The organism is Asticcacaulis sp. YBE204, assembly GCF_000495855.1.
Taxonomy (GTDB): domain Bacteria; phylum Pseudomonadota; class Alphaproteobacteria; order Caulobacterales; family Caulobacteraceae; genus Asticcacaulis.
In genome coordinates this window covers 112,038-137,996 of sequence record NZ_AWGF01000005.1, presented here as the reverse complement: position 1 = coordinate 137,996, position 25,959 = coordinate 112,038, and the positions used below count along the sequence as shown (strand labels likewise).

At 60.6% G+C, this 25,959-nt stretch carries 21 protein-coding genes; 10 read left to right on the top strand and 11 right to left on the bottom strand.

All coding sequences use genetic code 11. From position 1 onward, the window contains the following. Window positions 1–157 precede the first annotated feature (157 nt). The 11 genes from AEYBE204_RS30170 to AEYBE204_RS30120 all read right to left on the bottom strand — a co-directional run bounded on the left by AEYBE204_RS30170 (window position 158) and on the right by AEYBE204_RS30120 (window position 12,598). Window positions 158–1,288, bottom strand: coding sequence for an LPD7 domain-containing protein (locus AEYBE204_RS30170; protein WP_023462243.1), 1,131 nt, complete (start codon window positions 1,286–1,288; stop codon window positions 158–160). 184 nt (window positions 1,289–1,472) lie between these two features. Next, entirely contained in the window at window positions 1,473–3,527 is a 2,055-nt protein-coding gene (locus AEYBE204_RS30160; protein ID WP_023462241.1) for a type IV secretory system conjugative DNA transfer family protein, read from the bottom strand. Next, window positions 3,524–4,618, bottom strand: a complete 1,095-nt coding sequence (gene virB11, locus AEYBE204_RS30155; protein ID WP_023462240.1) for a P-type DNA transfer ATPase VirB11 — start codon at window positions 4,616–4,618, stop codon at window positions 3,524–3,526. Before virB11 ends, AEYBE204_RS30160 begins: the two co-directional genes overlap by 4 nt. Next, a complete protein-coding gene (virB10, locus tag AEYBE204_RS39520) occupies window positions 4,599–5,591 on the bottom strand; it encodes a type IV secretion system protein VirB10 (RefSeq protein ID WP_162148399.1) in 993 nt (330 codons plus the stop codon). Before virB10 ends, virB11 begins: the two co-directional genes overlap by 20 nt. A gap of 317 nt (window positions 5,592–5,908) precedes the next feature. Further along, window positions 5,909–6,790, bottom strand: a complete 882-nt coding sequence (locus tag AEYBE204_RS30150) for a TrbG/VirB9 family P-type conjugative transfer protein (RefSeq protein ID WP_023462238.1) — start codon at window positions 6,788–6,790, stop codon at window positions 5,909–5,911. A 10-nt stretch (window positions 6,791–6,800) separates the two neighbouring features. Then, window positions 6,801–7,538 carry a virB8 family protein gene (locus AEYBE204_RS30145; RefSeq protein WP_023462237.1) on the bottom strand — a complete coding sequence of 246 codons (738 nt, stop codon included), beginning with the start codon at window positions 7,536–7,538 and terminating at the stop codon, window positions 6,801–6,803. A gap of 20 nt (window positions 7,539–7,558) precedes the next feature. Next, complete coding sequence (virB5, locus tag AEYBE204_RS30140; RefSeq protein ID WP_023462236.1) at window positions 7,559–8,332, bottom strand: P-type DNA transfer protein VirB5; 774 nt, start codon at window positions 8,330–8,332, stop codon at window positions 7,559–7,561. 11 nt (window positions 8,333–8,343) lie between these two features. Further along, a complete protein-coding gene (locus tag AEYBE204_RS30135) occupies window positions 8,344–9,399 on the bottom strand; it encodes a type IV secretion system protein (protein ID WP_023462235.1) in 1,056 nt (351 codons plus the stop codon). A 114-nt stretch (window positions 9,400–9,513) separates the two neighbouring features. After that, window positions 9,514–11,967, bottom strand: coding sequence for a VirB4 family type IV secretion/conjugal transfer ATPase (locus AEYBE204_RS30130; RefSeq protein WP_023462233.1), 2,454 nt, complete (start codon window positions 11,965–11,967; stop codon window positions 9,514–9,516). Window positions 11,968–11,969: 2 nt separating this feature from the next. Next, the gene (locus AEYBE204_RS30125) at window positions 11,970–12,293 is read right to left on the bottom strand and encodes a type IV secretion system protein VirB3 (protein WP_031230507.1); all 324 of its coding nucleotides are present in this window, start codon (window positions 12,291–12,293) and stop codon (window positions 11,970–11,972) included. After that, a complete protein-coding gene (locus AEYBE204_RS30120; RefSeq protein WP_023462231.1) occupies window positions 12,293–12,598 on the bottom strand; it encodes a TrbC/VirB2 family protein in 306 nt (101 codons plus the stop codon). Before AEYBE204_RS30120 ends, AEYBE204_RS30125 begins: the two co-directional genes overlap by 1 nt. 738 nt (window positions 12,599–13,336) lie before the next feature. Between AEYBE204_RS30120 and AEYBE204_RS30115 the strand changes: the two genes are divergently transcribed. The 10 genes from AEYBE204_RS30115 to AEYBE204_RS30070 all read left to right on the top strand — a co-directional run bounded on the left by AEYBE204_RS30115 (window position 13,337) and on the right by AEYBE204_RS30070 (window position 25,930). Then, entirely contained in the window at window positions 13,337–14,026 is a 690-nt protein-coding gene (locus AEYBE204_RS30115) for a ParA family protein (RefSeq protein ID WP_023462230.1), read from the top strand. Further along, the gene (locus tag AEYBE204_RS30110; protein WP_023462229.1) at window positions 14,026–14,316 is read left to right on the top strand and encodes a hypothetical protein; all 291 of its coding nucleotides are present in this window, start codon (window positions 14,026–14,028) and stop codon (window positions 14,314–14,316) included. The genes AEYBE204_RS30115 and AEYBE204_RS30110 overlap by 1 nt, the downstream gene beginning before the upstream one ends. A gap of 32 nt (window positions 14,317–14,348) precedes the next feature. Then, window positions 14,349–15,284, top strand: a complete 936-nt coding sequence (locus tag AEYBE204_RS30105; protein WP_023462228.1) for a replication initiator protein A — start codon at window positions 14,349–14,351, stop codon at window positions 15,282–15,284. 1,108 nt (window positions 15,285–16,392) lie between these two features. Then, entirely contained in the window at window positions 16,393–17,217 is an 825-nt protein-coding gene (locus tag AEYBE204_RS30100) for a toprim domain-containing protein (RefSeq protein ID WP_235068152.1), read from the top strand. A 37-nt stretch (window positions 17,218–17,254) separates the two neighbouring features. Continuing rightward, window positions 17,255–19,297: a ParB N-terminal domain-containing protein gene (locus AEYBE204_RS30095; RefSeq protein WP_023462226.1), complete on the top strand. Its 2,043-nt coding sequence runs from the start codon at window positions 17,255–17,257 to the stop codon at window positions 19,295–19,297. A 138-nt stretch (window positions 19,298–19,435) separates the two neighbouring features. Further along, window positions 19,436–23,674 carry a strawberry notch-like NTP hydrolase domain-containing protein gene (locus tag AEYBE204_RS30090; protein ID WP_023462225.1) on the top strand — a complete coding sequence of 1,413 codons (4,239 nt, stop codon included), beginning with the start codon at window positions 19,436–19,438 and terminating at the stop codon, window positions 23,672–23,674. A 68-nt stretch (window positions 23,675–23,742) separates the two neighbouring features. Further along, window positions 23,743–24,663 carry an ArdC family protein gene (locus tag AEYBE204_RS30085; protein WP_023462224.1) on the top strand — a complete coding sequence of 307 codons (921 nt, stop codon included), beginning with the start codon at window positions 23,743–23,745 and terminating at the stop codon, window positions 24,661–24,663. A gap of 178 nt (window positions 24,664–24,841) precedes the next feature. After that, window positions 24,842–25,147: a DUF4326 domain-containing protein gene (locus AEYBE204_RS30080; RefSeq protein ID WP_023462223.1), complete on the top strand. Its 306-nt coding sequence runs from the start codon at window positions 24,842–24,844 to the stop codon at window positions 25,145–25,147. A 99-nt stretch (window positions 25,148–25,246) separates the two neighbouring features. Beyond that, the gene (locus AEYBE204_RS30075) at window positions 25,247–25,531 is read left to right on the top strand and encodes a hypothetical protein (RefSeq protein WP_023462222.1); all 285 of its coding nucleotides are present in this window, start codon (window positions 25,247–25,249) and stop codon (window positions 25,529–25,531) included. Window positions 25,532–25,534: 3 nt separating this feature from the next. Continuing rightward, window positions 25,535–25,930, top strand: a complete 396-nt coding sequence (locus AEYBE204_RS30070; RefSeq protein WP_031230499.1) for a type II toxin-antitoxin system PemK/MazF family toxin — start codon at window positions 25,535–25,537, stop codon at window positions 25,928–25,930. The last annotated feature ends 29 nt before the right edge of the window (window positions 25,931–25,959 follow it).

The following is a 25,959-nucleotide window of genomic DNA, read 5'->3' as shown; positions in this document are numbered from 1 at the left end:
CTGGCGCTGATCGGTTTCGGACTTGGGCTCATTTTCCTGTTTATGATCGGCAAATTTTTGCGGATATGGTGAGGTGAAGACCAGTCGCTGGAACTTGCTTCAACCTCAAGCCGCACGTACCGGATTTTCCGTCTCAACCGGCCTGGCCGCCAAGCTGTCATCGCGTGCGTTCTATATTGCGATTTGGACGGCGGATCCGCTGAGCGGTCTCCACGATTTGCGGCGCCTTGCGGTCATAAACCGGTATACTCGGTTCAGCGGCGGCGCGGGTCAGGCGTAACCGGACTTCGTCTCTTAGCGCGTCCAGCTTCTTAGCGTCCCAGGCATTGCGCTCTACCTGCTTTTCAACCACTTGCGTCTGCCCGTTTTTGTCGGTCTCCCGCCGTTTCAATGTGACCGGTTTTCGCCCCTGGAACGCGAGCGCAATTTCGTCGTTGAGCTGCACCCGCCCCTCCTCTAACGCCCGAGGCAAATCGATGCCCCAGACCTTGGTTTCGCCTTTTTGAGTTTGCAGCGTGACATAGGGACTGTCGGCGTTGCCGGGATTGTCCTGGTAGGGTGCCGTCCCGATGTCCTTGACCCGACCGATATAGACACGATGGGTGAGGAAGCGCTGGCGCATCAGCTCGCCCGCCATTTCGACGGCAATTTCGCTATCGCCACGCTCGCGCAGGACCGCCTTCAGCACCTCAACAGCCGTTTGCTGGCGACCCGAAAGCGGCTGTACGGGATCACTACGGATGTCGCTGCTGCGCGACTTCGCTGAGACCGCCCGGTCCCTGGCCTGATCTTCCCGTCTCGCCTGATCGACATGGCGCGGCTTATATCCCTCAACCACCATACCCCGCGCCTGCGCCTGTAGCCACGCCTCCCGTTTGAAGCTAACGGAGCCTCGCACCCGGACCGACGACCAACCCCTCGCCTCGGCCACGTCGATCATGGCGCGGATCACGTGGACATCATCCTGTGCCGTCGTCAGGCGCGTCCCCTTGTCCTCGAAGGCCACGGCCTGATCTCGATCACGATAGTGAAAGGCCTTTCCCGCTTCCAGAAACCGGTTTCTGACCGACTGTGGCACGGCGTCGGCCACACGATGGGACTGCAACGGCATGGACCGTCTGTCTTCACGCGTTTCCTCGCCCGGTTCAGGTGGCGCGACCTCGCTCAGATACGCGGGTGCTTGCGTGTCTTTGCTCGCGGGCGTCTCCAATAGGTCGCGCGCGGTTACCTGATCGGTGGCCCCGATTTGACCAGGATCTGCCCGCTTACCCTCGTCAATCGAGTTCACTGACCCGTCTCCGCTGTCGGAGCGGGGGTGATCTGACCGGCTTCGTAAACCGCACGCGCCTCGGCCGTATTCACCGGCATTCGGTGCCTGCCGTCGAGCACCAAGGGCTTCGGTGGGGCGCTACAGGCCGAAAGGCCGGCCAGGGCGATCCAAAAAAGGAAGAATCGGGGGTGGACGATCGGCATCAATGTGTCTCCTCAATAGGGGGTATATCCAGGCTTAGGTGTTTGCCCCTTCCCTTCCCGGCGCGACGGGCCACCGTCTGACCCTTCGATGAACGGTTGGCGGACGGGTTCGCAGGAACGGGGCCTTGAGTTTGGCCAAGAAAGGCGGTGATTATGTTCTGAATCGCCTCCGGCGACGGTTTTTGCTGATTATCGACCGGCGGGATCTTGGCGGTGTCGATGGCAAGCTGTTTCACCTCAATCGCCTCGCCTGGTTCCAACGGCCGCGTCCGGCGTTCGGTCTTCGCCACAAACAGATCGACATCAAGGGGCTCAATCTCGACCTTCAGATCGGTGCGTGCGGCGACGTCGAAGTCGGCTTGGCTCGGTAGCCTGCCTTTGATGCCGGCGAGCATCGGACTGACGGTTTTGAGGCGGTCAACGAACGCCGCGTCGCTGTAGAAATAGGCCTTCTGCGTCCGGATGGGACGGGTCGCTTCAAGCACAACGATGGCCTGATCCGCCGGTAGCGCTTTCAACTCCTGCGCCAGCATCAGGGCACGGCGCTGTTCGGACGTCGTCTCGCTCTTCGATCCGTGGCTACGGCCTGATCCACCGCCGCGGTTACGGCTGATGCTCTGGCTTTTCACCTTCTCCGTGGTGAAGCCCAGCATCTCGCTATAGGTGTTGGCGTCGCGCTGCTCGCGGGGCGCAAAGAGAATTTGCAGGCCGTGGTTGGTCATCAGGGTCCGCGCATCTTTGTCGCCATAGACCGACTCCAGTTGCGCGATGCTCTGCACGACGGTCAGTAGTCTGAGGCCGTAACCGGAGATAAAGGCATTGGCCTTGGCCAGTACATTGATGCGGCCGAGCGCGGCGAACTCGTCGAGAACGACCAGGCAGTTGTGCGTGAGCCTCGGATCGTCCTTCGGCTGGGTGCGGACATTGAGGTTGATCAGTTGGGAGAATAGCAGGTTGATGAGCAGTGCTGCGTCGGCGAGCTTGTCCGGCTGGATGCCGATATAGATCGAGATCTTGCGCGCTCTTACCGCCGACAGGTCGAAATCGCAGGCCGAGGTGGCCGCCTCGACCAGCGGGTTGGCGAACATGGTGAGCGGCGCATTGAAGGTTGCGAGAATCGAGGTCAGGGTGTTTTCGCTGGTCGAGCAGAAACGCGACAGCGCATCCTGGCATTCGTTGCTGAAGGGGTGATCGGTCTTGTTGCGGTCGTCGACCAGGTCTTCCAGATGGATACGAAGCGGCTTGCCCTTGCCCGACGACTGACGAAGCACCTCGCCGAGGGTAACGCGACTGTCGGGCGTCTCCAGTAGCATGAGAACCAGCCCAAGGAAGAGGTTGCGCGCCTGGTCGTTCCAGAAGGCGTCCTTGTCGCCGCCGGAAGGATAGAGGGTTTGGCCAATGGTCAGAATGTCCCCAACGCGATAGTTCGGATCGCGGCGGATCGCATCGAGCGGATTCCACCGATGCGTCCTGAAATCCTCCGCAAACGGGTTGAACAGAAAGACGGTCTGGCCATGCGCGGCGCGATAGGCCGAGGTCAGGTTGAAATTCTCCAGCTTGATATCGAGGACGACGACCGAGCCCGCATAGTTCAGAAGGTTTGGAATAACGACGGCCACCCCTTTCCCGCTCCGCGTCGGCGCCGCGACAAGGACAAAGCGCTCGCCGCCGAAGACGAGAAACTGGCGCCCGGACTTGCCGACGATGATCCCGTCCTCGGCAAACAGGCCGGCCTTACGGATTTCCGCCGTTGCCGCAAAGCGCGCCGAGCCATGCAGCGCCCGTTTAGGTCCACTCAGCACTTCGGCCAAAACAAAACCCGGCACGACGTAAACGGCACCGATCGCCGCGAGGATTGAGACCTGAAGCGGCTTGCGTTGTGGCGTCGCTTCGCCGTAAGCCCGCCAATAATCGGGCCAGGTCGATAGGGTGATGTTTTCCGGCCAGGTCTTGTGAAAGGCAAAGAAAGCGGCACCCGCAAGCCATAGCGTGGCGGGTATGCCCGCCAAAACATAGACGGCAATAGCCAGGGTCAGGGCAGTGCTGCGTGTCATGGAACGGCCGCCCGCGTGGCGCTCTTGTCAGGATCGAACCAGACTTCGCGGACGTGTCGGCGCGGTGCAGCGTTTCCATCGCCCTCATCGACGTGAAGGGACCGGGCCGTCATGTGCACGATGACGTCGAGCGTTAGGCCGACGAGGCGCTTCAATGCCGGAATGTCGTAAGCCGCCGCGTCAGCATGTTCCCGGCACATAAACACATAACGCTCCGCCGCCAGCGCGCAGGATTCCGCGTGAAACGAGGTCACTGACCCGGCATGGCCGGTGCTCAGCAGTTTGAGAAAATCGAACGCCTCGGCGCCCCGAAGTTCCGCAAGCAGCACCCGATCCGGCTTCATGCGAAGGTTCGAGGCAATGAGGTCGGAAGGCGTTATCTCCGCCAAGCCCTGCCCGCCCTTCGAGTAGAGCAGATGTACGCGGTTAGGGTGCGCCGGCAGGTCCAATTCGCGCACGTCCTCAATGGTGATCAGGCGTTCCTCGCTTGGGATGGCCTGGCACAGGGTTTTCATCAAGGTGGTCTTCCCCGACCCCGTCTCGCCGACAATGGCAATATTCTTACGCCGTCGGACGGCCCGTTCGAGGAAAGCGGCGAGCTGGCGCGCCTGCAGCAAGGCGGCAAGGTCAGCGTCGAGACCGAGTTCGTCTGGGGTGTTCGGCTGATTGACCCAGGTAAAGTGGCCGAACGCGCCTTCCGCGTCATATTGGGCGAGCGTGCGTATCTGGCTCGACGGGATCCGAATGGAAAGCGACACGTGCCCCGGCTCGACGGCGGGCGGCACGACGATCTGGACCCGTTCGCCGTCCGGCAGCATGGCCGAGAGTATCGGATGGCGCGGCCCGACGTCCTGATCGGAGTAGTTGGCAATCGCCGTCGCCAGCGCCGAAAGCCGATCAAAGGTCAGCTCCGGAGCCTCGACCTGCGCCCATTCGCCGGCGCGCTCCAGGAACACCGCACCGGGACGGTTGACGACCAGTTCAGTAACCCCTTCACCCGACAGATGGGGCGTCAATGGCCGCATCAATTCGCGCACCATGGCGTCAGGCCCAAGGCCGCCGGTGGCCGCGTCAGCGAGGCCGGAGCGCATAGACGTCCCCGAAATCCAGATCCCGCGCCACGTAGATCAAACCCCGATCGCCCTGGGTCTTATAGAGCGTCGGGCGGATATTGATCGACTGCTCCAGTACGCGATCGGCCATCTGACGGCCCGCCGACTGCGTGTTCTGGAAGACGATCGTATCGCCGCCCGGGTTGCGGCTCGCCGCATAGACGATGGCATCCTGTACGGTGGAGAGAAGGAAGGCGGAGCCCACCCGTTGCCACCAGTGATGATCGACATGACCGGGTAAGCCCGCGGCACCCAGCCCGTCCGCCGCCGGCGAGTTGAGGTCGATGATCACGCCCGTCGGCGTCTTGATCCGCGTCCAGATTACAAATAGCCGACGCTGACCGTGCTCCAGAGTCGCCCGATACTCACCGACGGCTTCCGAACCGCGCTCCAGCAACACCACACGGCCGTTGTCGGAATAGACGTTCTGCGTCAGGACACACGACGCCTGGCCAGCCAGATCACTCACAAGACGCACCGACAGACCGCATTCGATCGTCCGCCCCTTGGGCAGGATCATATTCCGATCCCCCAGGCGCGCGGCCTTGACCTTTGTCGAGCGCGGGACGTCAAGGCGGCTTGAAAGCGTCTGCGTGTCATCCAGAGGCCGGGCGGCCGCGTCCTCTGGATGGCGGACCTCGGAGACTTGAGTGAACAGACCCGGGTTCTCCTGAACCGGGTCGTTCGTCGGTGCAGGTTTCTTTGCCGACAGAAGGACGTCGCCGCCGTATGGGTCGACCCGCTTTTGGACGGGGGCCGGCCGCTCTGGTGTTGTCGGGCCGGGTTCGTAGGTCGGGGTCGATGTATAACTCGCGGTCGACGCCGGTGCGTCCGCGCCGGATGCGTCGGTCATCAGCACGTTACCGTCACGACAAACCTGTACGGGGCCGTTGGCGGTGACGAGCGGCGCGCCATCTGATCCCCGGACATTGATCGGCGGCTGACCGTCCATGCACCTCGTGACACTCCCGGGCGCTATCTGCCCGGTCTGCCCTGGCAAGGGCGGGCCCTCGCTGGCGAATGTCCGGCGACCGGCGCTCGCGGGCGCACGCGTCTTGTCGGACGACGCCGCTGCCGTCTCCTCCTTCTGCCCTTTTACAGACTGGTTGAGCACAAAGGCCATGCCGAGCACGAGCACGGCGGCAACCGCTGTCAGGAACACCACCTTGCCCAGGATATTGGGCGTCGGCGCCGTACGCGCATTGACCGAGACGATGTCGTCCGGGCGCGGCTTGGCCTCGGGTGGAATATCGAGATCTGGGGACCCGGTCACTGCCCGCCCCCTTTCTCTTCACGGCGCATCCCGTCAAGCGTTGTGCCGTCATTCGGCGGCACGCCATCGGGATCGAAGGCGTCGTTCCAGACACCGACGGTCATGTCACCGAGGCGCAGGATGAAGCGCTCGGCGGTACGCTGGACGACCACCAGTTCGCCGTCCATGTGGAAGTTCAGTCTCTCCTCCTCGCCGGCCGGTGTGATCCGATAGAGCGTGGGGACATCACGGTTATTGGCGAAACGGAAGTAGGTGAACCGGCCATCATCGAAGGTCAGCGATGGCGCGATGCCTTCGGATCTAGGGGCCATCTGCATCGAATAGGCCCAGTTTCTCGGCACCGGGCGCTGCGGCTTGGGTCCCAACAGGCGGGCCGAAGCGGTCGACAGATCGAGTTCGCGTTTTCCAGGCGCCAATGAGACCGCCGGGTAGCGGTAAATTACCCGATACATGGGCTCAGGACTTGTCCACCGGATGACCTTGCCTTTGCGGTTGCGCACCGGTTTTGCCGTTACCACCTGGAACTCCAGACTGTAGTCCCGGCGATCGGTTCGCAGTTCCAGATTGTTGCGCGTCGCGCCCGCCTTGGGCTTAATCCAGATCGTCCCGGTGCCTTCGTCGGCCCGCACGCACCACTGACTGTCCGGACTCTGGCAATCGGCCGTCAAGCCGGTCGCGGCCGACACGATTGTCTCGCCGTCTTCGAGAACGACACGCGAGACAAACCCCCGCTTGACGTCGATCTTTGCGACCGCCTCGGCGTGATAATCCATATAGACGACGCGCACGTCACGGCCGGATGGCACGGGTTCATCCGCATAGGCGACGCTAAGAAGGCTGGCCACTGTCGCCGCCGTTATGAATGGACCTGGCTTCATTCGGACCTCCTTAGAATTCGGCTTGCGGTGGCATCGGGCGCACCGAGGGGGACTCAGGATCGACGCGATAGCTGGTCACGCGATAACCGAGCGGATTGTTGATCAGATCCTTCTCCTTGCCGCTCATCGTGGGACGATATTCGTAAGCGATGGTGGCGATATAGTTTTGGGTCGGATCGATCAGGCCGCTGTCGAGGTGTCGCGTGGTCTTTGCAAAGCGAACGACCGCCTTGGGACTGATAGTATCGCTCGCCAGAGCGATGCTGAGCACCTCGACCGTCTCTTCGGTATGGGTGCCGAACCGCTGGTCCCGCGCATTTTCGCCCTCGAACAGGTGCGCATAGTCGCGCGCCACACGATCATCGCTGAGCATCAGCGTCGTGTCGTAGTCGGTTTGCAGGAGCTTATAGACGTAGGACTCCCGTGCCGTGACATAGCGTTGCGCCCAGTGCTTATCGAGGATTTCCTGATAGCCCTTCGTCGTCCGGTCATCGACGGCCTGAACGAAGGCGACATTGCCCGTAGCGCGGTCGACCTCGAACACATAGGGCACCGTGCGCCGCATCGGTGCGAGCGTCGCCAGCGCGATGACCGTGATCGTCGCCACGCCGGTGGCAACGATAGCGATCCGCCACGCGCGGCGTTCTGACCGCTGTAGCTGGCTCTGGCGATCGGCCTCCCAGTCGGCCGATTTCTGATAGAAGTCCTTTTCCTCGGACGGTTTTACGGTACGTGCCCCGGAAGGCATGGCTCCCCTCCCCGCTCAGGCTACGCGCCCGGCATCTGAAATACGAAACTGTCGGTGGCCGATGGCGCGTCCTTGTCGTAGCGCTTCATTGTGCGTTCGCGCAGGCGCTGTTGCTGCGCGGCCTGCTGGCTCTGCGACAAGGCGTTGACCGTATTGATCCGGTTGGCGTCGTTCTGCACGTGCGCCTGCTCGACAGCGATACGCGCGTGCAATTCGGCGATCGCCTTTGGATCCTGAGTCTGATTGATCTGGGCGCGCAGAGATTCGATCTGATCTCCGCGAGACTGCAATCTGTCGAGGGTTTGCTGCTGGTAGGCGATGTCCTGGTAGGTGATGGCTAATCCGGCCTCACATCGAGCCTTCGCTTCGCCTGCCTGATCCGCGCAGTCATAGACTTCGGCCTCGGAGCGCAGGTTCCGGGCGGCAGCGGTCAGTCCCGCCGCACCAAGGGTATCGAGCGTATTATAGGCCGAGACCACGTCATCCGGCGCCACCTGTCGAACCAGAGGGTTGTTGAGGATATCGCCCAAGCCACGCGCACCCGTTAAGGCATCGAGCTGCGCCTTGGTTTTCGCATAGGTTTGCTGGAGCTGCGAAAGCTGCTGGGTCATCTGCTGATATTGCTGCGTCCAGGCCCTGACCTGTTGCACCGCCTGAGCCAGATTGGCGGTGTCGATCACGGGCATCAGCGCCTGCGCCGTACCGGCGCTAAGGGTGAGGGCTATGGCGGTCAGGGCTATCGCCTTGCGGCTGGGCCGGGTCTTGGCCATGTTGAAAAGCGTGGGCAGGGGCATGACGCGTGCCTTCAGGTTGAGGATCGACGAAGGTTTTCGACGATCGGCTGCTGGTAGAGGGGTGGCGAGGTAGGGGACGGGCCTGATGGGCTTTGATCGGTGCTCGAGCCTCCGTCGTTGCGCGCGACGCTGCCCCCGGTCCGTTTTTTGGTCGCGGCCCGGTAGGCCTTGCCGCCAAGGCCAAGGACACCGCCGACGATAGCCGCACCGATCCCCATAGCCGCCTGACCTGCAGCACCTGCGGCCGCACCGGCCCCGGCGAGACTGGCCCCGCCGCCAAGGGCTGAGGCGATGGTATTGAGATTCAGCATGACAATGGCCAGGGCCGCCGAGACGATCATCAGCGCGACGCAGTCCTTGATGATCTGGCTGTCATCCCCGTAGGCCTGGAGCGCTTTTTCAGCGAATTGCTGCGCAAAAAAGCTGAGCATCGTGAAGGCAGCAGCCACTAAAATGTTCAGCAGGATGTAATTGACAACCTGCCCGATCCAGCTCTCCGCGAACCTCTGTGTTGCAGGAAATGCTGCGCACAAAATAAAGGCCGGACCGACAGCAAAGATCAGGGTCAGGGCCACCTTGGCCAGGACAAGCAATCCGATGCCGACCGCGAACATCACCACCTGCGCGATGATCACTACGGCCAGGGTGAGATAGAGTGTCAGGTTCGGCATCACCTCATTGGACGCTTCCTGACCGATCGCCCGGCTCAGTTCATTATAGGGTTCCATGAACTCGTCGATGACGGCGCCGACCGACCCTGCCTGACTGAAGGCACTCACCATGCCGTCCTGGATTCCATCGAACGCATTGATAATCTTGCCCTGGAACTGGCCGGCGCTGAGCGCCACGGTGACCACGAACGCCAGCTTCACCAACTTCCACACAGGCGTCATCAGGGTCTGGCGAACCTCACCGCGCGCCACGCCATAGCCCATGAGTATTACGTAGATGGTGATACCGGCCAGGGCGACCGGCACCAACATCGAACAGACGGCGGCGCTTTTCTCCGAAACGAAGGCGGCCAGCATCATATCCATAGAAGTTTCGATGTCGGACGCTATACCCATCACCCGCCCCTCTCGTCGGTCGATTTAAAATCCAGAGGCGGCGCGCAATCCTTGCACATGCGCCTGAACAAGCTGTTGTCCGTAGCGGCGGCAAACGTCAGCGTGACTATGTATCTAGACATGCTTGGCCCCCTTTGCGCGCTGCCGGCGCTCGCTGATGCGGCTTTGAAACACGGGCATCCAGTCGGCCGGATCGTCCCCGACCTCGGCCCTGATCTGGTCAAGCAACTCGACATTCTCCGTCGTCCCCGAGACGACATTGAGGATGTCGTCGAGGCCAGCGAGATCAAACCTGGCCAAGGCGGAGGTATGGCCCTGCTTCACTAAAAACAGACGGCTCGTTTCGCCGAGATTGCGGATGAGACTGAACTCGGCCTCAGTGACCTTGAATCCGTTTACATAATCGCCGTGGTCGGCCTTAGGATTGGGTAGGAAAACTTGCGTCACGGTCTGTTCGACCATGGTTTTGCCAATGCGGTGTTCGAGCACATCAGAGGGGGATTGGGTCACAAATACCCCGAGTCCGCCCTGCTTACGGATCGTCTTCTGTTTGTTCAGCGCAAAGTCAGCAAAGTGCTCGTCCTGCAAGGGTTTCCAGAACTCCTCCATCAGGTAAATGAAGGGCTGACCGTCGATCAGCGCCTCGGTCCGGTGCAGGAGGTAGGCCATGATCGGGGTGCGCACCTCGGCGTCATCAAGGAACTCCGTGTAGTCGAACCCCGTAATTCGCGCGTGTGTGAGATCCGGCCGGTCCTCGGCATTATCGAAGACCCATCCCAGCGGATGTCCCCTGAGCCATTTGGTCAGCCGAGCGTGCAAGCTGTCCTCTCCGGTCTTGGGCAGGTTCTGCGCGACCGCGCTGAGACTTCGGATATTGTGGGTGACCTGCGCGGACATCACGGTGCGCACCGCGCGCGCAATGTCATTGTCTTCTTTCGCCGAAAACCGACCGCCCTCCCCTTTTCGGGTGAGCAACAGCCTGACGAGCCGCTCGCAGAACTGGATATTGTCGTCAGTGAGAGGTAGCTGAAAAGGGTTGAATCCGGTCGGCTGCCCGCGTTCGAGGCGGAAATACCGTCCCCCCATGGCCCGTATCGCGATCTCGGCGCCCCGGTCTTTATCGAACAGGATGCAGCGCAGCCCTGGATACTTGGTCGCGAAAGCAATCAGCGACATTTCCAGCGCCGTCTTGCCGACACCGGTCGCGCCGCAGATGAAGGTGTTGCCGGGATATTTTTCGTCAGTGACGTCCCGGCTCTCGGGCGATGCATGGAAGTTGAAATAGTAGGGCTGGCCGCTCGGTGTCCGAAACAGCGCAAGCGCCTGCCCCCAGGGGTTGCCCTTGGCCTTGCCGCGGGCAAAATTATGAAACGGACTCAAGGCGGCGAAGTTGCGGCTCGTCAGCTTTGCCTCGCGTGGCCGCATCGACCAGTTGCCGGGAATCTGGGCGAACCAGGCGCATTCGGGAATGGCGTCAATAACGGCCATCTTAAGCCCGGCACCGTCCTGCAGGAGCGCCCTCGCCTCGCCCATATTCTTGGACACCGCCGCCGGCGTCTCCCCGAAGATGGCCAGGCTATAGTGATACTCACCCAGTTCAATCAAACCCGATTGCAGATCGTCCATCGCCTGGTCCATCTCACCGATCTCGCGCTCGGCGACGTCGTTGGATGCGATCAGTTGGCCCTTCTGACGGTCTAGCGCCGCCAAGCCGTCGCGACGGTTCATCAGGCTGAAGCTCTGGGTCTCGATATATTCATACTGCCCATAGAGGACGGCATTGCTCATGCCGGGTTCGGAGTGGCGCGGATAGTCCTGAATATCCAGAAGCCCGGCGAACTTCCGGCCTTTCGGATGCCAGATCTCAAGCAGGCCGTTGCGCTCGCCGAAATGCAATCGTGATGTGGGGAGGTAGTTGGCGAGATCCGCCTGGCGCAGCGGCACCTCCTCCCAAACGCCATTGGTCAGATAGCCGAAAAAAGCCAGCATCTGCGAATAGACGACGGCATTGGCGCTATAGGTGCCGAGGCGAACGGGGGCGTAGCGCGCAAGGCTGGCCTCAACTTGCCGCCCCGTGTCTTCCAAAATGGCGAGCGCTTCAACCTCCGCCGCTTTTCGCGCTTCTGGCGTTGGCTTCGTACCCAGATTGAACCATTTTGCCGGCCCGCTTGGCGTGGGTCGGTAGATGAGCGTCAGGTACAGTTCCGTCGCCATCTGGCGATGGGTGTCAAACGCCTGATTATACCGATCGCTGAAGGACTGGCAAAACGGATTATCGAAATGGGCATCCAGCCGCTCGTGTACCTGCCGGCGCAACTTATGCGTCCATACAGCGTATTGCCCGCCCGCAAGGCCCCGTAGGAAGCCAACGAGACCTTCCTTCCGCAAATGTATCTCAAGAGGGTCTGCGGTTTCAAACGCGATGCCGTCAAGGCGCCAGGTCGCGACGTAATCGCCATTGGCTTTTAATCGGATGACATCCGGCGCGACATGGCTGCCAAGGGGTATGTGATCGGCCGCCGCGACCTGGGCGCTTGCCGTTTCACGTAGAGCTTCGGCAGATCGCATGGCTACCTCCGCTTCAATCGATAGGGAGCGAAGGAGATAGCGCCCCAAAGTGCCCTCCCCTTCCCGTGCCGGTGCCGCATGCGCAGGCGCATGAACATCTGGCGCAGACGCTGATCGTCCCGTCGGGTGATTTCGCGCATGGCAATGACGAGCGGCACATAGATAACCGCGAGGACCAGACTGGCATACCCACTCACGAGGTAGAGCAGCCACATCGCCACCACGAGGAACGCACCCGTGGTGGCCAGGAAGGCTATCAGCGGCACGCCGAAGAACATCGGCGGTCGCGTGCAGCCTTTGAATATCGGGTCGCGGTAGGGTTCCATCAGTTGATCAGCCAGCCAGCGATGGCGGCGGCGCCGCCGACCAGGACGGCGCCGATGACGATGTTGGAGACCTCCGACCACTTGGCGTGCTGGAACCCCATTTTATAGCCGGCCCAGGCGATCATGATGGTGAAGACGACCACCCCGACGCCGAGCAGCGCTGACTTAACGTTGTCGAGCACGGTCGTCAGTTTCTCGATCTGCGCGAACGCAGGCGTCGATATCACTGCCATTACAGGGGAAAGGGCGACGCTCAGAGCCAAGGGGGCGCGCTTGGCCGAACGCGTCTGGAGTCGCGTTACCATAATGATCTCCTGGAGAGGGAGGGTTAAATGTGTGCAAATTGGCGTTGCAGCGTCACGCTATGATAATCGTATTACGCGCGTCAATAGCAATTATGGGTTGACTATCAAAATTTGTATTTCCATTATCGCGGGCACGTGGTGAACGCCTCTCCTGGGATGGCGCCGAGCCAAGGTCTGTAATCCCAGGTGGTGCACTTAAGGGAATATCGCCGGAAGGTGCTTGAAAGACGATAGCTATTATCGTTAGAAAACAGATCATTGTGCGCAATTTGGATGCAAATAGACGATCTCCGTGACGTTCTGTGAGAATCGAGCGATACCTGTAGGTATCTTAGAATACTCGACGCTATCTCAAGGTACCGTGTGGTATCGAACGGTATCTGTCCGTACCTTAAGATATCGTCAGATATCTGAGGGTATAGTACCTTTCGATATTTTCGGGTATCTTACGGTATCTAGTGGTACCGCAGGGTATTTCGAGGTACCTACAGGTACCGTATCTGTTGGTACCGGAGGGTAGATTTTGGTATTTTGAGATATCTTCAGCTACCAACAGGTAGCCCCGGGTATAGTAACCTATCGTTAAGTATCTTTGGGTACTCCGAAGTACCGATGGGTACCTTGGGCTATGATACCGTACCGTACTATACCCTAGAGTATAGTATCTGGAGCTACCTGAGGGTACCGTCTGGTACCGAGTGCAGAATCGGACCACAGTCCGCATAAAAGGAGGCCAATATGGCTGTTATTTCATTTGCCAACAGTAAGGGCGGATCCGGGAAAACGACCAGTGCGCTTCTGCTCGCCTGCGAGCTGGCAAACACAAAACGGGTAACGATTATCGACGCCGACCCCCGTCACCCGATCACAACCTGGGCGACGCTCACGGGTGTTCCCGAGAACCTGACCGTGGTGACGAACGAATCTGAGAAAACCATCCTCGATGAAATCGAAGCGGCGGTCGAACAATCCACCTTTGTCATTATTGACCTCGAAGGCACCGCGTCGCGCCTCATGAGCTACGCCATGTCCCAATCGGACCTTGTGGTCGTGCCGGCGAAGGAACAGCAGCAAGACGCGCTGGCAGCTCTTGATGTTATCAAGGAAATTCACCGGGATATGAAGGCGAACCGAAGAGACATTCCGTATGCGGTACTCTTCACCCAGTCAAAAGTGGTCGCCAAGTCCCGTACAGCGCGATTTATTTCCCAGCAGTTCCGCGACAATCCCAAGATAGACACGTTCAAAACGGAAATCTTCGAGCGCGATGCCTATTCTGCAATGTTCGCCGTCGGGGGCTCCATTCGCACCATGAGTTCTAAAGACGTCAACAACCTCGACGCCGCCCAGCGCAACGTCGAAGCATTTACAGCCGAAATCATCGCGAAGTTGCGTGCCAATCGCGAGAAAGCTCAACAGGTGGCCTAATGTCCGATGCTCGTAAGCCTTTGAACTTCGACGACCTTTCCGACTTTGACGCGCCCGCGTCAATACCCAGTACCCCGAAGCCGTCAACGGTCGCGACCCGAAAAGCGATCGATAAGGTCGCGGCGTTCCCGAGCCGGGAGGCGTCCACCGATAGCCAGATGAACGTGAAAGGACCCGAGCACGTGCTCGAACGCTTCCGCGCTATGGCGAAAGCCGAGCGTTATCGTTTAGGCGAATTCATTGAAATCCTCATGGACGAATATGAGGCCAGCAAGAGTAAGACGCGCTGATGGCAAGTAATAAGCGGCCAGATCCTTATCCCATGGGTGACCTGTTTGTTCAGGACATCATCGACTATTCCCCGAAAGAGGAGCGGACGATGATGGAGAGACCCTTTTTCTCTCTTTCCAAACGCAAACGCAATAAACCCATCGACTATGTCAGCGACGACAAACAGGTCTTCGTTCGCGTCCTGCCACACCCCGATTACGGCATGGCGACGATTTGGGACCATGACATCCTCATCTGGTGCATCAGCAAGGTCGTGGCGGAGAAGGCGAGGGGCAGTAATTTCGACTCTCGAACGATTTACACGACACCGCATGAGATTCTGCGCGGTATCGCGCGCGGCGTCAGTGGTACGGAATATCGGCGCCTGTTCGAGGCCATAAATCGACTTCGACACACGTCAGTCGAGACCAATATCAGGGCGCGAGGCAAACAGTTCGCCAGTTTCAGCTGGTTATCCGAATTCCAGGGGGAGGGGAACATAAATACCCCCGACGAAATCGCCAATGTGAAGTCGATTTCGCTTTCCTTGCCGATGTGGATTCACGACGCCATTCTGAAAACCGACAACGTTCTGACACTTGATCGCGAATACTTCATGCTCACGAGCGGTCTTGATCGGGCGCTGTACCGAATTGCCCGCAAACATGCCGGCGCGCAGACGGCAGGCTGGACCTGCGGTTTTCCAACCCTGCACATGAAAACGGGCAGCGACTCCTCAGTTAAAAAATTCAACGAGATGCTAAAGCGCGCCGTCAAGGAGAATAACCTGCCGCGCTACCAGATGACCTTGACTGAATTGCAAGACGGAACGCCCGCCGTCCATTTCATTGATCGCAAGATCCAGGAGGTGCAGATCGAGGCCAAAAAATTGCAGGCTGATACGGAGCGTCTGGAGCGTTTGGGTCGTGAGGACGCACGTCAGGCATTGATAGATAGCGGGAAATCCCCGCGCACGGCGAAACGCTGACGAACCGCTCGTGTTTTCAGGGGCCGCTCTTCAATTCTGAACTGAAACTTCAACGAGGATGAAATTTCGATTTAGAGTCAGAAAGATTCACTGATCAACGAACCAAGGTTTAAACGCCAGATATGCGTCAAAACACCTGTTTTGGACGCGTCTACCTCGGTGATTCACTCGTGTTTTCAGGGGCCGGGCGACCAACGGAGTCAAATGGACCAAGGTCTTTGGCTTAGATACTGATTTCGTTCACTTTCTCTCAAGTACAATCTTGTGTTTTCAGGGGCGGCCCTTGCCGCAGGTCAACCGTCGCAGTCGCGAGCACACTCGTGTTTTTAGGGGCGTCGGGCTAGTCTTTTCGACCGCCGACACTTAAGCGGTAAAAAACACACATATTTAAAGACTTATGAGAGCCCGTTATCGTGTTTTCAGGGGCCGGTACCGCTGCAAAGCCTTTTTGGTCATCGGTTGCGCCGCCTCGTGTTTTCAGGGGCCGATTCGGGGTTAGAGGGACTCTAATTGAGAAAACGGTCAAGTCAGGATGTAAAATAAAGTCCAGCATTTCAGCGCGTTAAACTATTTATGCACAGGCTGTGAATAACTTACATTTCGGCTCGTGTTTTCAGGTGTCGTTTGGCTCGTACTATCGGGGACCGGCGGCTCGTGGCATCGGGGGCGAAACCCTCGTGCTATCAGGGACGTCGCTCGAAGATAAGCACATGTTATATAATCATATTTTTCCCATTTTTCAGGGTTTAACTCTGTAACCTCTTTTTTAATAAGACTCTTTTTAAGGGCTAATAGGCCAGGCACCGAGCGCTGCGAAAAGACGCGCCCTTCAAAAGGGGCGCTCTTTTTCGCATAGACAATGAAGGATGTCGAACCCTCTGCCCGACCCGAAGGTAGCACCGGTCAGCGCGCTTCCTGACAGATGCACGCCCCTGAAAACACGAGGTGAGCTCGTAAAGGAAAAGGTGAGGGTGGGGGCGAGTGTTCTCAACAGGAGCCTCTTGCCATGACACTCCATCATATCGTGGCCGCCAAGCATGGCGATCTATACGCGCGCGGTCAGCGAGCGCTCATCCCCGCCCCAGGTCACAGTGTCTGGGACCGATCTGTGTCCTTGCTCATCGGCAGAACCGGACGGGTCATCGTCCACAGCTTCGGTGGCGCTACCGTACGGGAAATCCTGGCCGATCTGGAGGCGTCCGGTCTTATAGACGCTCAGGGATTTCCCTTGAACGGGCCGAGTGCCCGAACCGCACCTTCTCAGCCTCTAGCACCACGCGCGCGCCGTGAACGTGCCGCTGCGCTGTGGCGCCAGACGATCCCTTTGAAGGGCGCTTTAAGCGCCGACTACCTGAAGCAACATCGCGCCATCAATCGGCCAGCTGACCAGATCGGGGCTTTGCGCCACCATCCCGCCTGTCCGCTATCGGCCTATGATCCCAGATGCCGCCGTACACGGCCTGCTCTGGTCGCGTGCTTAAACGATGCCGACGGACGCCTTACAGCCGTCGAGCTTACCTATCTCACCGACACAGGACGACGGGATTTCACCCTTCGGACCTCGCGCAAGCTGATCGGTACAGTTCCGGCGGGGTCCGGGGTCGCGCTTGATGCGGCCGCTCCACACATGCTTGTCGGCGAAGGCGTGATGACCGTCCTTTCGGCGTGCGAGCGCTATGCGCTGCCCGGCCACGCCTGTCTTAGCGCCCACAATCTCAGCACCTTCCAGCCCCACACCGAAATGCGGAGCCTTGTGATTGCCGCGGATCGGGGCCCGGCGGGAGAATCGGCAGCAGCGATCTTAAGCGCGCGGCTGCGTTCAGCCGGGCTTTTGGTGGATGTGCGCTTGCCACCTGAGCCCTATGACGACTTCAACAGTTGGGCGCAGGCTGAGGCGAGAGAAAAGGGTAGGGCGGGAGTGGGCGACGTTTAAACCGGGGATGGGCCCCGGCGCGTCAGGAGTTGATCCCATGACCATCTTGACCTCTTCGCAACTGAAGCCGCTGTCCGTCCGTCTCGGCGACCTCGATATCGCACCTGAAAACCCCCGCTACCTCGAGCCGGCCGATGACCAGATACCCGATCTGGCCGAAAGCCTCGATCCGAAGGGGCCGGGTTTGCTTGTGCCACTTCTGGTCCGTCCAGGCGCCAAGTCTGAAAAGCCCTTTATGGCGCTCGACGGCCGCCGCCGTCTGTTGGCGTACCGGCATCTGCTGGCCACAGATACCATCAACGAGGCCCTGGAAATCCCGGTCCTGCTTTGCGAAACCAAAGACGCGGTCGCTGCCGCGGCCATCACATCCAACATCGCGCGCCTGCCGGTAAAACAAGCCGATCTGATCCTCGCGGTTCGCGCGCTTCTGGGCCAGAAACTCAAGCCGGAGCAGATTGCACGCGCGCTGTGCGTCGAACTGGCGGTGGCGAGGCGTTACATCGGCGTCGCCAAGGCGCACAACGAGGCGCTGCTGGCGTTTCGCGATGGTCTGTTCGACTTCGCGGTTCTCAAACTGATCGCGCGCCTGTCGCCGACTGAACAGGCCAAGATGGCCGGACACGCGCGTGCCAACGGGCGCCTGACCACCTACTTCGTTCAGGACTATCTCGACGATGCCGGGCTGTCGGCTCTGTCACCCCTAATCGATTTCGTCGGTCTAGACACGTACCGCGGCGCCGGCGGGCGGACGACGTCTGATCTCCTCGGCGAATTGCCCGACACCTGCGTGGATATCGATATCGCCCATACGCTGTGGCGGGAAAAGATCGAACCCCTGAAGGCGCTGTTCGAGGAAAAGGGGCTAAGCGTGTTCGTGACGGCGACCGAGGAGAGCGATCTCGAAGAGATCTATGCCAATGCGCCCTATCGCTACAAACGTTCTAAGGATGAAAAGGCCGCGATCGTTGAAACCCGGACGGTGCGAGACGCAACCCTTCAGGCCATGAGGGCGTCGGAAAGCCCTTTGGGTCTCGATCAATGGCGCGAACTGGCTTTGGCCCAATACGAAGTCAGTGCCGCCGAATTCGCCCCCATGCCGGTTCGCGCCATGTTGGTGTCGGTGGGAAGCCGTCAGGCCCTCGATTTCGATTTCTACACGATGGACGCTGACATCGAGGCATGGCGGGCGGCTGACGCGGCATTGGTCCCTGAAAACACGAGTGAGTCGTCGCGACCGCAAGCTGATATTATTCCGCGGCGACCCGTCGTCATCGATACCTCCGATCGGGGCCATGCCTTCCATCGCGCCGCGACCGACATTACCGTTCGCGGGTTTCGCCGCGCCCTAGCCGACAATTTCATGCCGGCTCTGAAGCTCCAGATTTCGACCCTCTTCCAGCAGGTGGTGCTGGTCGAGCGTCCTAATGGTGGTCTTGATCGGGCCCTGGCGGTGCAGTGTTCGAGGAATGTCCAGGCGGCGGGGTACGGTGCCGTTGATGGCGTCGATAAGGCGATCGTCGATCGCCTGCTGGCCTATCGCGAGGCGTTTCTGGAAAGCGGTCTGCGGCCCTATCCGTGGGTCTCTTCCTTGCCGTTCGCCCAGATTCAGGATTTGCTCGCCCAGATGACGGCCGCCAGCGTCAGCGTGGTCGAGGAACGGACGGATATCGTCCGCCGCGCCGCGCGCGCCGAGTTGCAGGAGGTGGGCGAGGAGATCGACTTCGACCTGCGCACCTACTGGTATCCTGACGGCACCTTCTACGCCAAATGTACCAAACCTCAGCTTCTGGTCTATGCCGCCTCGATGGACTGCGATGTGGAAGAGCTGGCCGGGTTCAAGAAGGCGGCCCTGGCGAGCTTCGTGGCCGAAACGGCGGTACGGAAGGAGTGGCAGCCCTCCGCCTTCAGTTTTGCGAATGCCGAACTGCCGGAGGGAGAGGTCGAGGCCGTCGACGAAGACGAGGCCGTCGAAGGCGAAGATGCCGACGGTGATGAAGACAATGAGGACGGCGGTGAAACGGAAGGGGATGACGCTTCGGACGATCCCGAAGCGTCCGTGGAGGCGATCGCTGCCGAGTAGAATTTCGATTTTGAGTGTGTGACGGGCTTCCGGTTTCGGTCGGGAGCCCGTTTTTTTTGGGTTTGCGGAGGAGAGAAGAGGGGAGGGCGGGCAGGGATGCCCGAGGCGTTCGGGCGGAAATTCAACCGGAGTAGTCCCATGTCCCTCAATCTGTCTCTGTTCACCTCTACGCCCGACAAGGCTGCCGCCACGCTCGCCGCCGCGCGGGCTCTGGCCAACCTGCTGGGCCGCAATCGCCGTCTCGACCGCACCCTGGTGCGCGATGCCTTGTCCTTTGCCTTCATGGCCGACGATACCTCCGGTGCCTGGGCCTGGAAGGACGCCTATGACGCCATTGAGGCCGCACAGGTTCTGCATATCCGCAAAATGGCCGCGCCGCTGTCGCGGCTGGAAGATGCGTCCATGGGCGTGGTGCAGACGCTAAAGGCGCTGAATGATCTGGGCCTGACTCACAGTCGCCGCAGCGAAGAACAGATTGCGCTCGATCAGTTCTCGACCCCGCCGGAAATCGCCGCCCTGTGTGCGCTGGCCGCTCAGATCCGGCCGGGAGACGTGGTTTTGGAACCTTCAGCCGGCACGGGGCTTCTGGCTATTCTGGCCGAGGTCTGCGGAGGTGTGCTGCACCTCAATGAAATCGCAGGGCATCGCGCCGATTTGCTCGACGGTCTGTTTCCGACGGCGACCCGCGCCCGCATCGATGGCGCGACCGTCCACGACCGTCTGCCAGTGTCCGGTTCTGTCGATGCCGTGGTGATGAATCCCCCGTTTCAGCACCTCGAAGCGCATCTCCTCGCCGCCGGTAAGGCGCTCGCCGATGGTGGTCGCTGCGTGGCCGTCGTTCCGGCGTCGCTATTCACCTCGGATGTCGGCCAACGTCTGGCGCGCATTTTCAGAATTCAGGCCGCTATTGTGCTGCCGTCGGGAAGCTTCGACCGTCACGGCACCTCGGTAGATACGGGACTGCTGGTGTTCGATCGCGCCGCGCCTGAGGTCGGTATGCCCCCTGTCGCTCTGACCGAGACTCTCGAGGCTGCGGTCGAAGAGGTCGTGGCGCTTCCGGCGCGTCTGACGGCCAAGGCGCGTGTTTTCCGCACAGCGTCCCCGTTGGGAGGCGTGGCTGCGGGGTCCGGGCTGCGGGTTATCGGATCGACACGCTTTGCCTTCCTCAAAGAAACGGCGGAGGTGGCCTACGACGTCACGCCCTGGGGCGGGGCCGGAGCGGATGTCGGGGTCTATAGCGGCTATCGCGTCTCGCGGCTGGCCCTGCTGCATGCGGTGCCGCATCCGTCGCCTCTGGTCGAATCCGCCGCCATGGGGTCGGTGGCCCTACCGGAACCTACCTACCACCCACGTCTGCCTCAGTCGGTTATTGAGCGGGAGTTGTCCGATGCGCAGATGGAGACCGTCATTTACGCCGGTCAGGCGCATCAGGACATTCTGCCGGGTTTCTGGGCGCTGAACGAGGCCAAGACCGGTTATGGGCCGGTTTCGGCCGAGCATCCCGGCGGCTTCCAGCTTCGCAAGGGCTATTTCGTCGGCGATGGTACCGGCGTCGGCAAGGGTAGACAAATCTCCGCGATCATCGCCGATAACGTCGCTCAAGGGCGGGATAAGGCCGTCTGGTTGTCGAAGAACGATGCCCTGCTAGAGGATGCGCGTCGCGACTGGACGGCTCTCGGCGGGTCGGTCAATGACATGATCCCACAATCGACCTACAAGCTCGGCCAGGCCATTCGCGCGGACAAGGGCATCCTGTTTTCCACCTACGCCACCTTGCGCGTGGCCGGACGTCAGGAGAAGAAATCCCGCCTCGACCAGATCGTCGATTGGCTCGGCGAGGACTTCGATGGGGTCCTGGTCTTTGACGAGGCGCATGAGTTGGCCAATGCCGCTGGCGGCAAGGGCAATCGTGGCGTCAAGAAGCCGTCTCAGCAAGGTCTGGCGGGATTGCTGCTGCAATATCGACTGCCAAAGGCCCGCGTCCTTTACGTGTCGGCGACCGGTGCGACGACGCCTGACAATCTCGGTTATGCCTGCCGTCTCGGCCTGTGGGGTTCCGTCGAAGCGCCATTCCTGTCCCGGGACGACTTTCTGAAGGCGGCCGAGTCCGGCGGCGTGGCGGTGATGGAACTCATCGCCAGGGAATTGAAGGCGCAGGGGCTCTACACCGCCCGCATGCTCTCCTTTGACGGCCTGACCGTCGAGCCGCTGCTGCATGAACTGACTCCATCCGATATCGAAATATGGGACGCCTGGGCCGCCGCCTTCGAGATCATCCATGCCCACCTCGACAAGGCGCTCAAAGCCATCGGGGTGACCAAAGATGGCGAGTGTCAGTCCTCCATGGCCAGGGCGACAGCCAAATCCGCTTTTGCCTCGACGGCCCAGCGCTTTTTCAACGCGCTTCTCTGCGGCTTTAAGGCGCCGTCGGTCATTCGCGCCATCGAGGAAGACGTGGCCAACGGCCATGCCTGCGTCGTCCAGCTCGTCAGCACCAACCAGTCTGTCCTCGATCGTCGTCTTGATGCCGTCTCGCCGTCCGAGTGGAACGACCTGACTATCGATCTCACGCCCCGCGATACGGTGACGGAATATCTCGAAAACGCCTTCCCGACGACCGCCATGGTCTCGACGACCGACGACAACGGCAATGAGATCATGGTTCCGCTCAAGGATTCATCGGGCAATGCCGTACACTCCCAGGAGGCGCTGGCCCTGCGCGACGAGCTGGTCCTGTCACTGGCTCTGCTGCCGGGTGTGCCGGGCGCGCTTGACGCACTGCTACATCACTTCGGGCCGGATCGACTGTCGGAAATCACCGGCCGGTCGCGCCGGGTAATCCGCAAAGACGACCGTCTGGTGCTGGAGCGACGCCCCTCGACCGCGTCAAAGACCGATACCGACGACTTCATGTCCGACCGCAAGCGTATCCTTGCCTTCAGTCAGGCGGGCGGGACAGGGCGCAGCTACCACGCCGACCGCGCATGCGGCAATCAGCGTCTGCGTCGTCATTACCTCGTCGAGGCGGGCTGGCGGGCTGACAATGCCATTCAAGGCATCGGACGTACCCACCGATCCAATCAGGTGTCGGCCCCGTGCTTCCGGCCGGTGATGACCAACATCAAGGGAGAAAAGCGGTTCTTGTCGACCATCGCCCGTCGGCTGGATTCGCTCGGTGCGCTCACAAAAGGCGAGAGACGTTCAGGCGGCAACGGCCTGTTCCGCCCGGAAGACAATCTGGAAAACGAGTGGGCGCGCCGCGCACTGCAGGCCTTCTATGGCGCAATGTACAAAGGCAAGGTCGAGTGCATGGACATCGAGACCTTCGAGCGCAAGACGGCCCTGTCCTTGCGGACGTCTGACGGTGTGCTGAAGGAGGCGGACGACCTGCCGCCGCTACATACCTTTCTCAACCGGCTTCTGGCTTTAAGAATAGCCGATCAGAACGCCCTGTTCGACGATTTCGAGACCCGGCTGCGGGCCATCGTCGAACGCGCCGAGGCGTCGGGACAGCTCGACAAGGGTGTTGAGGATGTGGTCCCGGCGGCTCTGGAGTTGCAGGACGAGATCGTTATCCGCACCGACGTCACCGGGGCGCAGACCCGTTTGCTGCGCTTCAAGGTGTCAGAGCGCCGGCGCATCGCGTCGGTGGCAGACATGCTGGAGCGGGTGTCCCATTGGCCGCGCACGCGCTGGGACTACGTGTGGAATGCCAAGTCCGGCAAGGCCGCCCTGCTAGAGCACGGTCTGACCGCGGCCGGCGAAGACGACAACCTCTTCCCCGCCGTGCGCCTGCATCGTCCGCAGGCCTCGGAGATGGTGTTTCAGACCAGTTTCGCCGAGAGCAATTGGCAGGTCGTTGATGAGGCACAATGGCGGACCGCTTGGGACGAAGAGGTGAGCGGTCTCGATCCGTTTGTCCATTCGCAGCTCAATCTGGTCACGGGTCTTCTGCTGCCGATCTGGAAGCACCTGCCGACGAGTAGCTGCTTCGTCAAACGCCTGCATGGGCCGGACGGTCAGACCTGGCTCGGCCGGACCCTGAAGGAGGGCGATGCCGCCGCGCTGCTAAAGACCCTGGGCGTGGCGAGAACGGGTGGAACTCTGCCGTCACCGACCGAGGCGCGTGACCTTGTCATGGACGGGGCCGGGATCGTCAGGCTGTTTGCGGGCCTGCGCCTGAAACGCTCAGTGCTGATGAACCGCGCGCGGCTGGAGGTGGTGAGCCCAGACCTGTCGGAGACGCGCCGGTTGCGCGAACTGGGCTGCTTCGTCGAGATCGTCAATCACGTGGCGCGGACTTTCGTACCCGATGTCGATGTGCTGTCGGCGGTGATGCGCAGCTATCCGGCGCAGGAGGTGTTGCCCGCCGAGTGAGAAAAGGAAAGGGGAGGGCGGGTTTGGCGAGCCCCGAATGGTTCGGGGTGAACATAGGAGATTTCCGCATGTCTGCCGCCAAACCGACCCTCCTCGATACCGCCATCGCCTCGATCATCAATGAAATGGCTAAGGGCACCGCGCCTTGGCGCAAGCCCTGGAAGACCAGCAGCGGCGGCGTTCTGCCCCGCCGCTCGACTGGCGAGACTTTTTCCGGGATGAATGCTATCCTGTTGTCGACCATTCAGATGGCGCACGGCTATAGTTCGCCCTACTGGCTGACCTTCCAGCAGGCGCTGGCGCTTGACAGCTGTGTGCGCAAGGGCGAGCGCGGTTCGCCTGCCATCCTTTACAAGACCCGCGTCGTGCCATGCGAGGGTGAGGCCGGAGACGGCGCGAGCGCCGGCAGTTATGACCGCGATCCGGATCGCATTTTGCGCTTTCTCAAATCCTACGCCGTCTTCAACGCCTGTCAGATCGACGGCTTGCCGGAGCGCTTTTTTCCGGTGGCGTTGGCGCCAGAACCCGATATTGCGCTCGATCCGGCCATCGAGCGCATCATGGCGCGGTTCCCGACGCCGGTGTCGGTCGGTGGCGACCGGGCTTGCTATTATCCCGCGACCGACCGCATCCAGATGCCGCCGCGAACCGCCTTCGATACCGATGCCGACTATGTCGCGACGCTGCTGCATGAGTTTGCCCACGCGACCGGACATTCTTCGCGGCTTGATCGCTTCAAGACAGACGGAGTCCGCGAGGCGTACGCGCGGGAGGAACTGGTGGCGGAACTGACCTCTCATCTGGTGTCATTGCATCTGGGCCTGGCGCCGTCGGAGGCCGTCTTCCACAACCACGTCGCCTATCTGTCGTCCTGGGTGTCGATGCTGCGCGACAAACCGGGCGAACTGTTGAAGGCCGCCGGTAAGGCGCAGGCGGCGTGCGATTTGATCCTCGCCTGCGGTTGCGCCGACGATCAGATTGCGGCGTGACTCGGCATGTTCGATTTTTTGCGGGTGAGGCTCTTGGGCCTTGCCTGCCTGATCGCATGCGGCTTTGGTTTGGCAGACGCTGTCGGTCGGTCAACGGGCAGGCCGTTGCCGCGCAGGGCGCGTGACCGCCCGACTCGACGCCTGCCCCTGATGCCGCAATTGATCAGGAGGACAGACCATGTGCAAGGTACTCAACAAACATCATAGCAACGCGTCGGCAGACGCCGTCTATATCGGACGCGGCTCTAAGTGGGGCAATCCGTTTCGGGTCGGTGCCGACGGTGATCGTGCAGCGGTTATTGCCAAGCACGAGCGCTGGCTATGCGAGCAGGTTGATCTGTTGAGGGCGTTGGACGAACTTCGCGGGCGCGATCTCCTCTGCTTTTGCGCGCCGGCGGCCTGTCATGGCGATTTGTTGTTGCGGCTGGCGAATTGTCCGCGTGACGAGCGCGTCGCGTGGTATCGCAAGGTCAGATCAACTTGATTTTAAGCGCCATATGATATACAAAACATATCATTATTCATAGCTCTATAGTGACGACGGGCTTCGTCAACTGGCCAGTCAGGGAAGAGGAGTGGGTATATGGCCGTACATGCGGAAAAGGCCGGCGGGTCATTTCTGGTGCGCTTGCGCAACCAGGACACGCCTACGAGTGTGACGCCGGCGACGATCGATCGGCTGACCGAATATATGGGCCTGACCAAGACGGAGATTGTCCACCTGGCACTCCGACAATTCGCGGATCGCTTCTTGCCGCGATACGAGCTGGATGATGGGCCGCTGACTGAAGTTCAGCTTGAAGCCATCAAGGCCGCCAGTCCGGTTTCGGAAATACCCTCGGATAAATTCGCCGACCGATTGTTCTGATCCGTGGCCAGGTATTTCGCGTCGCTTCCGGCACCAGGTGATCTCATCTGGTGCCATTTTCCTGAAACCGTCGGTGTGCCTGGGCCGCAGCCGCGACCGGCGCTGGTTCTGGCGGTGGCCGCTGAGTTCAAGGCAGTGGTCGTCGCCTATGGCACCAGCCAGAAAACCGATCAGATATATCCTACCGAGTTTGTAATCGACCCGACCGATGCCAATTTCGACCTGACCGGGTTGAGCGTCCGGACCAAGTTCGACATGGCGCATCAGGTCCAGATCCCGTTCAATACCGACTGGGTAAGCAAAGCGCCGAGCATTATGCCGAATACGCCCTTGCCCAAGCTCGGTGTGCTGCCACCCCATTACATTCGGGTCGCCAAGGCCGCCGCGCGAAAGCGTTGAGGCGGACGCGCCTCGTCGCCGGTTTGCGC

What these genes read in the sequence shown, in the direction of transcription:
- virB11 (WP_023462240.1), bottom strand. Translation starts at nt 4,618, where the DNA reads ATGCGCTCCGGCCTCGCTGACGCGGCCACCGGCGGCCTTGGGCCTGAC.
- AEYBE204_RS30145 (WP_023462237.1), bottom strand. Translation starts at nt 7,538, where the DNA reads ATGCCTTCCGGGGCACGTACCGTAAAACCGTCCGAGGAAAAGGACTTC.
- AEYBE204_RS30130 (WP_023462233.1), bottom strand. Translation starts at nt 11,967, where the DNA reads ATGCGATCTGCCGAAGCTCTACGTGAAACGGCAAGCGCCCAGGTCGCG.
- AEYBE204_RS30085 (WP_023462224.1), top strand. Translation starts at nt 23,743, where the DNA reads ATGTCTGCCGCCAAACCGACCCTCCTCGATACCGCCATCGCCTCGATC.
- virB5 (WP_023462236.1), bottom strand. Translation starts at nt 8,332, where the DNA reads ATGCCCCTGCCCACGCTTTTCAACATGGCCAAGACCCGGCCCAGCCGC.
- AEYBE204_RS30075 (WP_023462222.1), top strand. Translation starts at nt 25,247, where the DNA reads ATGGCCGTACATGCGGAAAAGGCCGGCGGGTCATTTCTGGTGCGCTTG.
- AEYBE204_RS30080 (WP_023462223.1), top strand. Translation starts at nt 24,842, where the DNA reads ATGTGCAAGGTACTCAACAAACATCATAGCAACGCGTCGGCAGACGCC.
- AEYBE204_RS30110 (WP_023462229.1), top strand. Translation starts at nt 14,026, where the DNA reads ATGTCCGATGCTCGTAAGCCTTTGAACTTCGACGACCTTTCCGACTTT.
- AEYBE204_RS30125 (WP_031230507.1), bottom strand. Translation starts at nt 12,293, where the DNA reads ATGGAACCCTACCGCGACCCGATATTCAAAGGCTGCACGCGACCGCCG.
- AEYBE204_RS30090 (WP_023462225.1), top strand. Translation starts at nt 19,436, where the DNA reads ATGTCCCTCAATCTGTCTCTGTTCACCTCTACGCCCGACAAGGCTGCC.
- AEYBE204_RS30135 (WP_023462235.1), bottom strand. Translation starts at nt 9,399, where the DNA reads ATGGGTATAGCGTCCGACATCGAAACTTCTATGGATATGATGCTGGCC.
- AEYBE204_RS30150 (WP_023462238.1), bottom strand. Translation starts at nt 6,790, where the DNA reads ATGAAGCCAGGTCCATTCATAACGGCGGCGACAGTGGCCAGCCTTCTT.
- AEYBE204_RS30115 (WP_023462230.1), top strand. Translation starts at nt 13,337, where the DNA reads ATGGCTGTTATTTCATTTGCCAACAGTAAGGGCGGATCCGGGAAAACG.
- virB10 (WP_162148399.1), bottom strand. Translation starts at nt 5,591, where the DNA reads ATGGACGGTCAGCCGCCGATCAATGTCCGGGGATCAGATGGCGCGCCG.
- AEYBE204_RS30160 (WP_023462241.1), bottom strand. Translation starts at nt 3,527, where the DNA reads ATGACACGCAGCACTGCCCTGACCCTGGCTATTGCCGTCTATGTTTTG.
- AEYBE204_RS30095 (WP_023462226.1), top strand. Translation starts at nt 17,255, where the DNA reads ATGACCATCTTGACCTCTTCGCAACTGAAGCCGCTGTCCGTCCGTCTC.
- AEYBE204_RS30105 (WP_023462228.1), top strand. Translation starts at nt 14,349, where the DNA reads ATGGGTGACCTGTTTGTTCAGGACATCATCGACTATTCCCCGAAAGAG.
- AEYBE204_RS30120 (WP_023462231.1), bottom strand. Translation starts at nt 12,598, where the DNA reads ATGGTAACGCGACTCCAGACGCGTTCGGCCAAGCGCGCCCCCTTGGCT.